At 40.3% G+C, this 13,497-nt stretch carries 13 protein-coding genes and 1 tRNA gene; 8 read left to right on the top strand and 6 right to left on the bottom strand.

Annotation, left to right across the window (positions count from 1 at the left end):
- Window positions 1-9: 9 nt before the first annotated feature.
- Window positions 10-82 (bottom strand) — tRNA-Arg (locus EGS71_RS09105).
- Between the two features lie 76 nt (window positions 83-158).
- Complete coding sequence (locus EGS71_RS09100) at window positions 159-1,514, bottom strand: amino acid permease (RefSeq protein ID WP_002014084.1); 1,356 nt, start codon at window positions 1,512-1,514, stop codon at window positions 159-161.
- Window positions 1,515-1,893: 379 nt separating this feature from the next.
- On the opposite strand from EGS71_RS09100, the gene prpF reads away from it, so the two are divergent.
- The 3 genes from prpF to EGS71_RS09085 all read left to right on the top strand — a co-directional run bounded on the left by prpF (window position 1,894) and on the right by EGS71_RS09085 (window position 4,579).
- Window positions 1,894-3,081, top strand: coding sequence for a 2-methylaconitate cis-trans isomerase PrpF (gene prpF / locus EGS71_RS09095; protein WP_000011480.1), 1,188 nt, complete (start codon window positions 1,894-1,896; stop codon window positions 3,079-3,081).
- A 158-nt stretch (window positions 3,082-3,239) separates the two neighbouring features.
- Entirely contained in the window at window positions 3,240-4,151 is a 912-nt protein-coding gene (locus tag EGS71_RS09090; protein WP_000097119.1) for a polyprenyl synthetase family protein, read from the top strand.
- A 59-nt stretch (window positions 4,152-4,210) separates the two neighbouring features.
- Window positions 4,211-4,579, top strand: a complete 369-nt coding sequence (locus EGS71_RS09085; RefSeq protein WP_001012948.1) for an MmcQ/YjbR family DNA-binding protein — start codon at window positions 4,211-4,213, stop codon at window positions 4,577-4,579.
- A gap of 68 nt (window positions 4,580-4,647) precedes the next feature.
- On the opposite strand, the gene EGS71_RS09080 is transcribed toward EGS71_RS09085, so the two are convergent.
- The 4 genes from EGS71_RS09080 to EGS71_RS09065 all read right to left on the bottom strand — a co-directional run bounded on the left by EGS71_RS09080 (window position 4,648) and on the right by EGS71_RS09065 (window position 7,709).
- Entirely contained in the window at window positions 4,648-5,502 is an 855-nt protein-coding gene (locus tag EGS71_RS09080) for an SPFH domain-containing protein (RefSeq protein ID WP_001143937.1), read from the bottom strand.
- Between the two features lie 28 nt (window positions 5,503-5,530).
- Window positions 5,531-5,992, bottom strand: coding sequence for an NfeD family protein (locus EGS71_RS09075; protein ID WP_000397558.1), 462 nt, complete (start codon window positions 5,990-5,992; stop codon window positions 5,531-5,533).
- Window positions 5,993-6,097: 105 nt separating this feature from the next.
- Window positions 6,098-7,015: a patatin-like phospholipase family protein gene (locus EGS71_RS09070; protein WP_000684978.1), complete on the bottom strand. Its 918-nt coding sequence runs from the start codon at window positions 7,013-7,015 to the stop codon at window positions 6,098-6,100.
- Window positions 7,016-7,082: 67 nt separating this feature from the next.
- Complete coding sequence (locus EGS71_RS09065; protein ID WP_000434846.1) at window positions 7,083-7,709, bottom strand: lysophospholipid acyltransferase family protein; 627 nt, start codon at window positions 7,707-7,709, stop codon at window positions 7,083-7,085.
- A 127-nt stretch (window positions 7,710-7,836) separates the two neighbouring features.
- Between EGS71_RS09065 and EGS71_RS09060 the strand changes: the two genes are divergently transcribed.
- The 5 genes from EGS71_RS09060 (at window position 7,837) to EGS71_RS09040 (ending at window position 13,433) form a co-directional block, all read left to right on the top strand.
- A complete protein-coding gene (locus tag EGS71_RS09060) occupies window positions 7,837-9,084 on the top strand; it encodes an MFS transporter (RefSeq protein ID WP_000489717.1) in 1,248 nt (415 codons plus the stop codon).
- Window positions 9,085-9,517: 433 nt separating this feature from the next.
- The gene (locus EGS71_RS09055; RefSeq protein WP_001055589.1) at window positions 9,518-9,901 is read left to right on the top strand and encodes a transposase; all 384 of its coding nucleotides are present in this window, start codon (window positions 9,518-9,520) and stop codon (window positions 9,899-9,901) included.
- Complete coding sequence (tnpB, locus tag EGS71_RS09050) at window positions 9,898-10,233, top strand: IS66 family insertion sequence element accessory protein TnpB (RefSeq protein WP_000619347.1); 336 nt, start codon at window positions 9,898-9,900, stop codon at window positions 10,231-10,233. The genes EGS71_RS09055 and tnpB overlap by 4 nt, the downstream gene beginning before the upstream one ends.
- A 74-nt stretch (window positions 10,234-10,307) precedes the next feature.
- Window positions 10,308-11,891 carry an IS66-like element ISAba25 family transposase gene (locus EGS71_RS09045; RefSeq protein ID WP_001094424.1) on the top strand — a complete coding sequence of 528 codons (1,584 nt, stop codon included), beginning with the start codon at window positions 10,308-10,310 and terminating at the stop codon, window positions 11,889-11,891.
- Window positions 11,892-12,128: 237 nt separating this feature from the next.
- Window positions 12,129-13,433 carry a DcaP family trimeric outer membrane transporter gene (locus tag EGS71_RS09040; RefSeq protein WP_000362908.1) on the top strand — a complete coding sequence of 435 codons (1,305 nt, stop codon included), beginning with the start codon at window positions 12,129-12,131 and terminating at the stop codon, window positions 13,431-13,433.
- Window positions 13,434-13,497: the final 64 nt, after the last annotated feature.

Raw genomic sequence — 13,497 nt, 5'->3', positions numbered from 1 at the left:
CTAAAAGTGTGCGCCCTGCGGGACTCGAACCCACGTCGGTCGCTTAGGAGGCAACTGCTCTATCCAGTTAAGCTAAGGGCGCATAATTTTCTGATTATAAACAAAAAAGCCATTGCCGAGGCAATGACTTTTTATAGTTTTAAGTACAAGCTGTTAGATTACTGTTCTTTGGCATTGAGTACTTTAAACAAAATAAACATGAGAATGATCCAAATAGGAATCATCATCACTGATTCTTTAAAGCCCTGACTCCACATAATGTAGAGTACTACAGCAATAAAACCTAAAACCAAATAGTTACTAAACGGTGCCCAAAGTGCAGGAAAGTGAGTTTTTTGACCGAGTTTTTTCATTGCTGATTTAAACTTAAGGTGAGTCATACTGATCATCGCCCAGTTCAATACCAGTGCTCCAACAACAATGTACATTAAGTGGCTTAAAGCATCTTCTGGTACAAAGTAATTTAAAAGAACACAGCCAAAAATGAGTAATGCCGATAGCAAAACTGCTGGTACAGGTACACCTTGTTTATTTACTTTCTTGAAAATTTTTGGTGCATTGCCTTGTTGAGCTAAACCGTAAAGCATACGGCTATTTGCAAACATCCCACTGTTATAAACAGAGAGAGCAGCGGTTAAAATAATAAAGTTCAGTAAGTGTGCAGCCCAACCAATACCCATTTGACTAAAAATCATAACAAATGGACTTTTATCGAGTCCGCCTAGATCTAATTGGTTCCACGGTACTAATGAAAGTAAAATCGCTAGTGAACCGATATAGAAAATCAAGATACGGAAAACAACTTGGTTAATTGCTTTTGGAATGGTTTTTTTCGGATCTTTTGCTTCCGCCGCGGCCATACCAATCAGTTCAATACCACCAAAGGCGAACATCAAGAAAGCCAACATATAGAAGAGGCCACTAAAGCCATTTGGAAAAAATCCACCATGAGACCAAAGGTTACTAAACGAAATGCTTGAACCTACATCTGCTGTAAATAGCAAATAAAGGCCAAAAACAATCATAGAGATAACCGCAGCAACTTTAATAATAGCGAGCCAGAATTCGGACTCACCATAAAATTTGACGTTTGTTAGGTTAATTGCCGTAATCACGACAAAGAAAAATAAGACAGAAGTCCATGCTGGAATATGAGGCCACCAGTAATTAATATATTTGGCTACCGCGGTGAGTTCACTCATCGCAACCAGAACATAGAGCATCCAATAATTCCATCCAGCTAAAAATCCGGGAAATTTTCCCCAGTATTTATACGCAAAATGGCTGAACGATCCTGCAACAGGTTCTTCAACAATCATTTCTCCCAGGTGGCGCATAATTAAAAAAGCAATTAAGCCACCAATGGCATATCCTAAAATAATGGATGGTCCCGCAGATTGAATCACTTGCGCCGAGCCTAAAAATAATCCGGTACCAATTGCTCCACCCATAGCAATTAATTGGATATGTCGATTTTTTAGTCCTCGTTGAAGTGTAGAAGATTCGTTGGTCAAAGGTCTTCACTCACAATGAATAAGTAAATTATTCTAATAGATGGATTTATTTTAGCCTAGACTACAATTGAACAAGGGGTGACTGTAAAGTAACTATAAAAAATATTTAAAATCATAAGCTTGCTTTTAATCGTGTTAAATTGGTTGAAAAATCTTCCAAAAATATATTTTTTGATAGACTTTTTTTCTTATGATTTTACTTTATTCGGTCATTGCAGGCATGAATTGAAATTTCCAAAATAAACCCGCGTCAATACGATTGATGTATAAAAGTAGAGTGCTATCTCTTGATCATAAAACGATTTAAGATGAAGCGAATGACTAAACAAGTCTGCTTGTTTTGAGATATAAAAACACAATAGTAAGGATAACAGTTGATATGAGCTTCGTACCGCAAATTAAAATTCCAGCAACTTACATGCGTGGTGGAACCAGTAAAGGTGTATTCTTTAAACTTGATGATTTGCCGGAAAAAGCTCAAGTCGCAGGTCAAGCAAGAGATCAACTCTTGCTACGTGTCATTGGTAGCCCAGACCCTTATGGAAAACAAATTGATGGAATGGGTGGAGCGACTTCGAGTACCAGTAAAACCGTTATTCTCGCTAAAAGTACACAGCCAGACCATGATGTCGACTATTTGTTTGGGCAGGTTTCAATAGATCAGCCTTTTGTAGATTGGAGCGGTAACTGCGGTAATTTGACAGCTGCGGTTGGTTCATTTGCAATTTCAAATGGTTTGGTTGATGCCGATCGTATTCCTGAAAATGGCCTTTGTACTGTTCGAATCTGGCAAAAAAATATTCAAAAAACCATTATTGCGCATGTACCTATCACCAATGGCCAAGTTCAAGAAACTGGAGACTTTGAACTAGATGGGGTAACTTTCCCTGCCGCTGAAGTTCAAATTGAGTTTTTAGACCCTGCCGATGATGGTGAAGAGGGTGGTGATATGTTCCCGACAGGGAATGTTGTTGACCAATTAGATGTTCCAGAGATTGGTAGTTTTCAAGCCACATTTATTAATGCTGGTATTCCAACCATTTTCTTAAATGCAGAAGATTTAGGCTACGAAGGTACTGAATTACAAGATCATATTAATGGTGATGCAGCAGCATTAGCACGTTTTGAAAAAATTCGTGCCTATGGTGCAGTTCAGATGGGCTTAATTAAAGATATTTCAGAAGCAGCCGCACGTCAGCACACACCAAAAATTGCTTTTGTCTCTAAACCAAAAAATTACACAGCTTCAAGCGGTAAAAACGTTTCAGAGAACGATGTCGACTTACTCGTTCGAGCTTTGTCGATGGGCAAACTTCACCATGCCATGATGGGAACAGCAGCGGTAGCAATTGGTACAGCGGCTGCGATTCCAGGCACTTTAGTAAATTTAGCGGCTGGCGGAGGAGAGCGTGAAGCAGTACGTTTTGGACATCCATCTGGAACATTACGTGTTGGTGCCCAAGCTGAACTTACAAATGGCCAATGGGTGGTGAAAAAAGCTATTATGAGTCGTAGTGCGCGTGTGTTGATGGAAGGTTGGGTATGCATTCCGGGTGACAGTTTCTAAAAGTCATTTAAATGAAAAGCCTCTCTACCCTAGAGAGGCTTTTTACTTCTGACATCTATAACTCATCACGCACTTTTTACAGTGAATCGTGTATGATGTAGCACATGAATGTTTCATCACATTCAATAAAATTTCTCTACTGATTTTACGAGGCGACTGTGTCATCACTCTCTCAAGTTAATGCGGATGTTTTAAAACAAGCTCAACAACGTATTCAACAAGATTTATTGACGACACTGGCTGCATTCTCAATTCCCGAACCTTTAAAAAGCGCTGTACACCATGCAGTTATGCTCGGTGGAAAACGTGTGCGTCCGGCTTTGTGTTATGCCACGGCTTCTTTACAGCCAAATCCGAATTTTGCTGCGGCTCGCCGTGCTGCGGTTGCAGTTGAACTTATTCATTGTTACTCACTAGCACATGACGATTTGCCTTGTATGGACAATGATTTACTGCGTCGTGGTCAGCCGACTTGTCATGTTGCGTTTGGTGAAGATACTGCTTTGCTTGCAGGCGATATTTTACAATCAATGGCTTTTGAGGTTTTAGGTAGCCGTTTGTTTGATGAACAAGGGCAGGGCACCGATGCCGCAATTGTATTAAAACAAATGCAGATTTTAGCAACTGCCAGCTCCAAAATGGTCTCTGGACAGGTATTAGATTTACAAGCTGAAGGCAAGCAAATTACTCAAGACGAACTTGAAAATATTCATCGCAATAAAACCGGTGCGCTCATTCAGGCGGCCATTATGATGGGTGCAGTGACTATCTTCTCTGGAACAGATCAAGCAATTCCAAAGTTGCGTCAATATGGGCAGACCATTGGTTTGGCTTTTCAGGTATTAGACGATATTCTCGATATTACTTCGAGTACCGAAACCTTGGGTAAAACCGCTGGTAAAGACGAACAAGTACAAAAATCGACTTATCCTGCTCTAATGGGACTAGAGCAAGCACAAGTATATGCCAAAGAATTGCATGATCAAGCTTTCGAAGCTTTAGCGCATTTCGGTGAAAATGCAAAAGAATTAGTTGAGATTTCACAATTCCTGTTAGCTCGTACTAATTAATAAAAACATAAATCAATCTTCCTACTTCTATTCAGACTTAATGAATACAGGAGAAAAGAATGAATGGTGAACAGCTTCATCAACTCGCAATAGAGGCGGCGCGTAATCTCCCTTTTAGTGAGCAAACTCATCCATTTGGTCCAGAGTATGAAGTTTTTAAAATTTTAGAAAAAATGTTTATGCTGACAGTGGAAGTGTCTGGCGTAAAAATGATTAATGTCAAATGTGACCCTTATAAAAGTCAGGAATATCAGGAACTCTATCCATTTATTATTCCCGGCTATCACATGAATAAAAAACACTGGATTTCGATTAAACCGCATAAAAATTTAACAAGCGATTTTCTCCGAGATTTGATTCGCGACTCTTATGACTTAGTCGTAAAAAAGCTTCCTTTGAAAGATCAGAAAAGATTAAACAACCAATAATATAAAAGAAAAAACGGCGACATGATTGTCGCCGTTTTGATTTCAATGGCTTATTTGAAGCAATTAAATTAATTATGCTTCCCCATAATGCCACGTATGGTATTTAAAACATCGGCAGGTAACACAACAGTTTTAGCATTGCTTGATTTCGCCATATCTTGCATTGCTTTGACGTACTGTTCACCTAACAGGTAAGCAACAGGAATTTCTTTATCACCTACGGCACTTGTTACCATTTCAATCGCTTTTTGAGAAGCTTCTGCTAAAACAACCTGCGCTTCGGCATCACGGCGAGATGCTTCTAAACGACCATCTGCTTCTAAAATTGCAGCTTGTTTCTCACCATCAGCTTTGGTAACTGTAGCACGACGTTGACGTTCAGCAGCGGCTTGAGCTTCCATGGCAGCTTGCATGGTGGAAGATGGCTGAATATCTTGAATTTCTACTGTTTTTAAGGTGATCCCCCAATCTGAAATATCATCAGAAATCGCAGCTTTTAGTTTAGCTTTAATGTGATCTCGTGAAGATAGGGCATCATCTAGATCCATTTCACCGACAATTGAACGTAGTGAAGTCTGTACAAGGTTCTGAATGGCCCATGTATAGTTTTCAATACCGTACACCGCTTTTTCAGGTGTAGTCAGATTGATATACGCCACGGCATTCATGAGTAATACAGCATTGTCACGGGTAATGACTTCTTGTGATGGAATATCAAGCACAATATCTTTAGTAGTGACTTTATAGGCCACGTCATCGATATAAGGAATAACGAAGTTAAGCCCCGGATTAAGCGTAGAATGATATTTTCCTAAACGTTGAACAATCCATTTATAACCCTGAGGAACAATACGTACCCCTTTAAAAATGGTAATAGCAACAAAAGCCAAAAAGGCTAAAACAATAATAGTACCAACTGGCATGAAAATAACCTCTCTTTATCTTTAATGTTTATGAAGTGCTGTGGGGCTGAACAATTAAGTCATTACCCGAAATATCAATGACTCGAACCCGATCACCGACCTTAACAGGGATGGTGCTTCGGCAGTTCCATTCATCGGCCCCTAAAATAGGCATAGGGAAACGAACAATAATTTGGTCATGAGCAAGTTCGGTCTGAATCACCATACCAATTTGCCCAATCGTCGCTTCTCGAGGTAAACCTGCTTTAGTTTTATCAATAGATAAAGGCTTAATAAATTTGAACCAGAGAAGCGTACATAGCACCGATAACACAATCCACAGCACTATTTGAGTAGTAAGGCTGATATCTGGAAATAACCAATAGAGAAAGCAAACCATTATGGCTGCAATACCAAACCAGAGAGCGGCAAAGGCAGGGAGAATCAGCTCAGAAAGAATAAGTAAGATACCCAATACAAACCAGTGCCAAGGTTCTACAACAAACTCCATAGATCTGCTCTTTTATATGTCTTTATGATGGGTAAAAGTGATTTCATATCACTTTTACCACTGTAGCAGATGATGGAGAGTGTGGATAGAAAAAAACCACCTCAATTAAAATTTAGGACGTGGCGCAGGCTTAAATGCAGCTGGAGATTTTTTGAAGTTTGCAATTGCAGTTTCAATTTGGCGAATTTGACCTTGAGCAGCTTTTTCGCCTTCTAAAATAGCTTCATTACTTGATTTTAAATCGAGTGTACCTAAGTGCCCAACTTTAGGCTGAATCACCACGTTAGCTTGCTTTAACTCTTCATTAATACTTTGTTGACCCATAATATTAATGGTTTGATCAAGCAATCCCCACATATTCGCAGGTCGGTTTCCTGCCGGACGTGCAGAAATGTCAACTGCAATCACAATATCAGCACCCATATCACGTGCTGTTTTGACCGGAATTGGGCTAACCAGTCCGCCATCTACATATTTCTGCTTACCAATGGTTGCTGGTACAAACACATTTGGAATACTGCATGATGCACGAACAGCTTGTCCTGCATTACCTTTAATAAAGTCTGCTTTTTGGCCATTATCAAGACGAGTTGCTACCGCTGCAAAACGAATTGGGAATTTCTCAATCGGTTTATTGCCTACGTTACGGTTAACATAGTCCTGTAGCTTTTGTCCAAGAATAATACCTTGGCGATTCAGTGTTAAATCGCGGATATCAGACTCTTGCAATTTGAGCGCAAGATTTTGGAGTTGATAAGGCGTTTGTCCACTGGCATAGATACTGCCTACGAAGCTACCGGCACTTGTACCCGTAACAATTTTCGGTTTAATACCATGTGATTCTAAAACCTTGATAACACCAATATGTGAAAATCCTTTTGCTCCACCGCCACCCAATGCAAGTGCGATCACTGGTTCGCGCGCTTTAACTGAAGTGGTCGGTGTTGGTGTTTTGCTGAACTTATCACAGCCGAATAGGGCTAAAGAGATAAATCCGATACTGACAAATTGAGCAATTTTCATCTTTGAAAAACAATCTATGGCAAGATAAATTAAGATGGCCCATCAGACCAGATTCGTTCAATTTTTGCTAGGCTTTTTTCACAAGATTTTGTAAAGGCTCTGCAAGCCAATTACGATTTTTCGGTGATATTTTTCCTTCATAACATTCAAAAATCTTGGCGAGATCTTCATCATAATTTCCGCTTGGAGTTAAATAGCCTAAGCAGTGAATAGTCTTACGGTCATAATCAAAAGAAAACATCACAATAGGAATATTGGCTTTTGCAGCAATATGGTAAAAACCACTCTTCATTTTTTTTGCTTTCTTACGTGTGCCTTCTGGCGCCATTCCAATCCAAATCTTGTCATACTGTTGAATAGTCGCAACGACTTGTTCAGTCAGACCATTGGCCGAGTCACGTTTTACAGGAATAACGCCCGCCCAATCTAAAACCCGTTTAAAAGGTGGCTTAAATAAACTGTCTTTACCTAGCACCGTAATTTGAATACCGAGTCCAAAAATGGCAAGAAAACCATACCAACCATCAATATTGGAGGTATGTGGAGAAATAATGGCTACAGCTTTAGGAAAGTTGGGAACTTCACCTTCTATGGTCCAACCTTGTGCCAAAAAGAGTTTTTTAAATAATGCTCGACTTAAAGCATTACCACGTTGGGGAACCTGAGACGGTAGATTAGGGAAATGTTGTTCCATATTTTTAAGTTTTAAATCATCCTTTGTTTTATCTTAATCTTTTGAAATCTGCGCTTCATTGGCAAAATGTAAGACCACGCATGGTATTTCATGTTATTACCGCACAAATAAATAAAAGTAGGTATATATGTTCCGACAGCAAAATCTTTATCTTTTGCTCTTTTCCTTATATTGGGCACAAGGTTTGCCTGTAGGTTTTATGACGCATGCATTACCTGTCATATTAAGAGCTCAAGGTGTGTCTCTTGCCCATATTGGTGGTTTTGGGCTGCTCATGTTGCCTTGGTCAATCAAAATATTTTGGGCGCCGTGGGTAGATCGACTTGCCATCTCGCATTTAGGTCACTATCGTAGCTGGATTTTACCTGCTCAGTTTTTGACGGTGGGTGTACTTTGTATTTTATCTTTTTTCCCTATACAAATTTTAGATCAGCCTCTTTATCTCTTTATTTTTTTTATTACGCTGTTATTTATGAACTTAACAGGCGCAACTCAAGATATCGCGACCGATGCTTTAGCGGTCAATTTATTGCAACACGATCAGCAACATTGGGGAAATACTTTTCAGGTTGTAGGTTCACGACTTGGTTTTATTGTAGGCGGGGGAGCCGTGTTATGGTGCCTAGACTGGTTATCATGGCAACCAACTTTTCTATTATTAGCCGCTTTAGTCTTTATTAATACCTTACCTATTTTACTATTTAAAGAGCCATCTCATACTTCTCATTCACCTCATCAATATAGCCAACCAAGTCTAGTTACAAAGCTTAAAGCTTACTTGGGGTACTTCTCTCAAAATAAGGAACTTCGTTCTTGGTTAATCGTCCTTATAACTTTTAAGGTTGCAGATGGTTTAGCCGGGTCATTACTTAAACCTTTAATGGTGGATATGGGGTTAAGTTTTACTCAAATTGGTATTTACATCACCATGCTTGGGGCTGTTGCTGCTTTATTGGGGGCACTTAGTGCTAGCTGGATGTTAAAACATATTTCTAGGTCTACAGCATTAATGACTTTTTCAATATTAAAAATTATGAGTTTAGGGGGCTATGCGTATTTGGCTTATGCTTATGAACAAAAGATAAAAATAAATGCATGGCTTATCTATGCCGTAAATGCCCTGGAAGATGCTTTTGCTGCCATGCTACTGGTCGTGATGTTAACTTTGGTTATGCATTACAGTCGAAAAAACTATGCGGGTACCGATTTTACTTTTCAGGTTTCAGTCATGGCGACAGTCAGTGGTGGTCTTTACAGCTTTAGTGGAGTCATTGCAGATACGCTTGGTTATTTCCATTATTTGATAGCTATTGTCAGTATTGCGGTACTCTTTTTAATTCCTATTTACTTATGGAAAGCTGCTAAAACTGTATAAAAAATAATATTAAGTAGATGAAATAAAGAGACTTAAATATAACTAAGCTGCACTAAAAAATCATACTTATATTTTTAGCCAATCTTTTAAAAATGTATATTTTTGGCTATTTAAATGGCTTATTAATTGTGCCATCTTGTTTGGAAAGCAAAAGGAAGCTGCAAGGAGAAAAGTGGATGCGAATAACAAGAAAAATCATGTGAATCAAATAAGACTGGCAAAAAAATATTCATTTAGATTGGATATTAGCCTAAAGTCTAAAAAAGAATAATGAAATAATGATTTAATCATTCTATAAGATAAGAGAGTTGTGTAGGATTCGTTACAACATGAAGTTAAGGTAAAGGGTAAGCATCCGGCTAACACAGCCTTACCAAGCGGTCCTATAAGCCTTAATTTAGTTCCCACCTAAAAACAAGTGGGGACTTAATCCATGAACATGGATATATATTCAGCAACACCTCCTGTTGCTAAAAAACGCAGAACATACAGCAAAGAATTCAAACTCAGTATTGTCAATGCCTGTAAAAATCCTAATACCTCGATCGCTTCGGTCGCACTGCAACATAGTATTAATGCCAACCTTGTCAGTCGTTGGATCAGGATCTTCAGCCATCATGAGGGTGCCGTGCAGGATCCTACTCATGTGAATCCAGCATTTATTGCTTTGCCTTACACTGCTGCAATCAGCCAACCTATTGATGAGAGGATCACGTTGTGTATCACCGTGCCTCATACGAATAATGATATTCAGCTAAAATGGCAGACATCAGAAATACCTGCCTTGGCAGAATTACTCAAGGCACTGGCAACATGATCCGTATCAATGAAATTTGGCTCTCTACCCAGCCCATGGATATGCGAGCAGGAATGGATACTGTCATGGCTCAGGTGGTGAGAGCCTTTGGCTACATCAAACCGCATTGCGCCTACCTGTTCTGTAATAAACGTGGTCATCGTATGAAAGTGTTGGTACATGATGGACTGGGCATCTGGCTGTGTGCCCGGCGTTTGGAACAGGGTAAATTTCACTGGGCTCAAGTTCACCAAGGTGAAACCGTGGCCCTCAGCCCGGAACAGTTACAGGCATTAATCCAAGGTTTGCCCTGGCAGAGAATTGGATTGCAGCAAGTGGTGAATATGCTCTAAACCAAGCTCGACCATTCTGCCATCCTCCAAACGTTCTATTTCATTCTCTTCATGACCTCAGGCATACTGCGGTCATGAATACGCTGCCTGACTTAAGCCAACTGACCCATGAACAACTGCTGGAATTCACCAGACAGTTGGCGATGCAGCATCAGTCTCTAGCACAATCAAACCAACAATTGGATGCCAAAGTTCAACATCTTTCTATTCTCAATCAAAAATACGAGCATGAACTGGCGCTGTTTAAAAAGCACAAATTCGCCCAAAAGAATGAACACTTAACGGCAAAACAAATCCACCTATGGGATGAAGCGGTTGAAGAAGATATTGCTGCTGTTGATCTGGAATTAGAACGATTAAATGCAGATAAAACCGATGCAGCGACACAGAAAGCCAAAACCAATAAACCTAAACGTCGACCACTGCCAGATCATCTACACACCATCCGTATTGAGCATGAACCTGCATCAACCCAATGCACTTGTGGATGCCAACTCCGTCGTATCGGCGAAGATGTCAGTGAGAAACTGCATTTCAGACCGGCACAGTTCTATAAGGAACAGCATGTGCGTGGTAAATGGGTCTGTGATCAGTGTGACACTCTGACTCAGCAAGCGATGCCCGCCTATGTGATTGATAAAGGCATTGCTTCACCTGAATTGCTCAGCCATGTGCTGGTATCGAAGTATGCCGATCATTTGCCGCTGTACCGTCAACGTCTGATCTATCAGCGGGCGGGAATCGAACTTTCTAGATCAACTTTATCTGACTGGATAGGTCGCTGCGGTGTAGAACTGGAACCTCTGGCCAATGCCTTAAAAGAGGTGGTGCTGCAACAGCGGGTGCTGCATGCAGATGAAACACCGGTCACCATCATGCGGATGGGTGAGAATGAGAAAAAACCGAAGAAAGGTTATGTCTGGGCCTATGCCACCACACAGTACAATCCAGTTCAGGCGGTGATCTATGACTTTCAGGATAGTCGTTCAGGCCAGCATGCTGCAGAGTTCTTGAAAGGCTGGCAGGGCAATCTAGTCTGTGATGATTACAGTGGTTATAAAGCACGCTTTAAATCAGGCCAGGTCATAGAGGTCGGCTGCATGGCCCATGCACGTCGTAAATTCCATGAACTGCATGTGACCGGGAAAAGTCAGGTCGCTGAACAGGCATTGGTGCTGATTCAGAAACTGTATGCGATAGAAGCAGAACTCAGGAAAAAGACCGATGGTACAGCGGAAGACCGCCGCGAATACCGACAACAGCATAGTCAACCAGTGATGCAACAACTATATGAATGGCTCAACCAACATCATCTGACAGTGCCATCGAGTTCTCCCACCGCCAAGGCCATCAATTACACTCTGAAGCGTTGGCCAGCCTTAAGCCGCTATCTGGATGATGGCAATCTACCGATATGCAACAATTGGGTAGAGAATCAGATGCGTCCCTGGGCGTTGGGGCGCAAGAACTGGCTGTTTGCAGGTTCGCTGCGCAGTGGTCAGCGAGCGGCAAACATCATGACTTTAATCCAGTCAGCAAAGCTGAATGGGCTGGATCCGTATGCCTATTTAAGTGATGTGCTGAAAAGGTTACCGACACATAAAGTGACCCAGATTGAAGAGTTACTGCCGCACTGCTGGAAACCTAAATCGAATTAAAAAATAGGTATGGGATTCAGCGGACGCTTACGGTAAAGGTTCTGTAAACCAAAAAGTAAATGCTGATTCTTTTGGACCGGAATTTTTAATCTTACCCAGCGTTAAAATTGGTTTTGATTGCGGTAATAAAATTAATGCAATCAAATTTGGAGGATGGTTGATTCTTTAGTGCTTAATGGTCACACGAGTCAACTTGGCATGGACAGGCAGCATAAAATATATTTTTAGGAGTCTTTGATGGATCTATTCCTTAATCGTAAATCGTTTGTTGTTAAAAGTTTAGCTATTACAGTAACAGCTTTAATGATGAGTGGGGCAAATGCGGCAACTTCTGATAAAGAGGAAATTCGAAAGCTTCGTCAAGAAGTTGAAGCATTAAAAGCATTAGTTCAAGAACAACGTCAAGTACAGCAACAACAGCAACAAGTACAGCAGCAACAGCAAGTACAGTTAGCTGAAGTAAAAGCGCAACCTCAACCTGTGGCAGCACCTGCTTCTCCATTAGCAGGATTTAAGTCTAAAGCTGGCGCTGATGTGAACCTTTATGGTTTTGTTCGTGGCGATGCTAACTATATTATTGAAGGTGCAGATAACGACTTTGGTGATGTAAGTAAGTCAGACGGTAAAACACATGATAAATTACGTGCGACTGCTAAAACAACACGCCTAGGTTTAGATTTTAATACACCTGTTGGAGACGACAAAGTTGGTGGTAAAATCGAAGTCGACTTTGCTGGTTCAACCACAGATTCAAATGGTTCATTGCGTATTCGCCATGCTTATTTAACTTATAACAACTGGTTGTTTGGTCAAACGACTTCAAACTTCTTATCTAACCATGCACCAGAAATGATCGACTTCTCGACAAACATTGGTGGTGGTACTAAACGTGTACCTCAAGTACGTTATAACTACAAGTTAGGCCCAACTACACAATTATTTGTTTCTGCTGAAAAAGGTGATAGTACTACTTCGGTAACAGGTGATAGTATTAAGTATAGCCTACCAGCATTAACTGCTAAAATCACTCAAGGCTATGCAGAAGGCAGAGGTTCTGCTTCAGCTCGTGTTCTTGTAGAAAATTATAAATCACAACTTGCTGATGATGATAAAACTGGTTGGGGCGTTGCAGTTGGTACTGACTTTAAAGTGTCTGATCCTTTAAAACTCTTTGCTGATGCATCATATGTTGTGGGTGATAATAGTTACTTGTATGGTAGTAACTCTCCTTACGCAGTAGATGGGAATTCTATTGAGCAAAATGAATTTGTAGCAGTACAAGTGGGTGGAACTTATAAAATTCTGCCTAACTTACGTTCTACTTTAGCGTATGGTGCTCAGTTCTCTGATGATGGCACTGATTATGCAAGATTAAATGCATCAGCAAATGAAAAAGTTCAACAAGCGTGGATTAACTTTATCTATACGCCAGTTAAACCAATTGATTTAGGTGTTGAGTATGTAAACGGTAAGCGTGATACCTTTGCTGGTAAGTCTTACAAAGATAACCGTGTTGGTTTAATGGCTAAATATAGTTTCTAAGAACGATTTTTAGCTAAAAATAGAAAAGACGAGGTTAAACTTAACCTCGTCTTTTTATTTGTTA

This window comes from Acinetobacter sp. FDAARGOS_559 (assembly GCF_003940475.1).
Taxonomy (GTDB): domain Bacteria; phylum Pseudomonadota; class Gammaproteobacteria; order Pseudomonadales; family Moraxellaceae; genus Acinetobacter; species Acinetobacter baumannii.
This window is presented reverse-complemented; position numbering and strand designations above follow the sequence as displayed.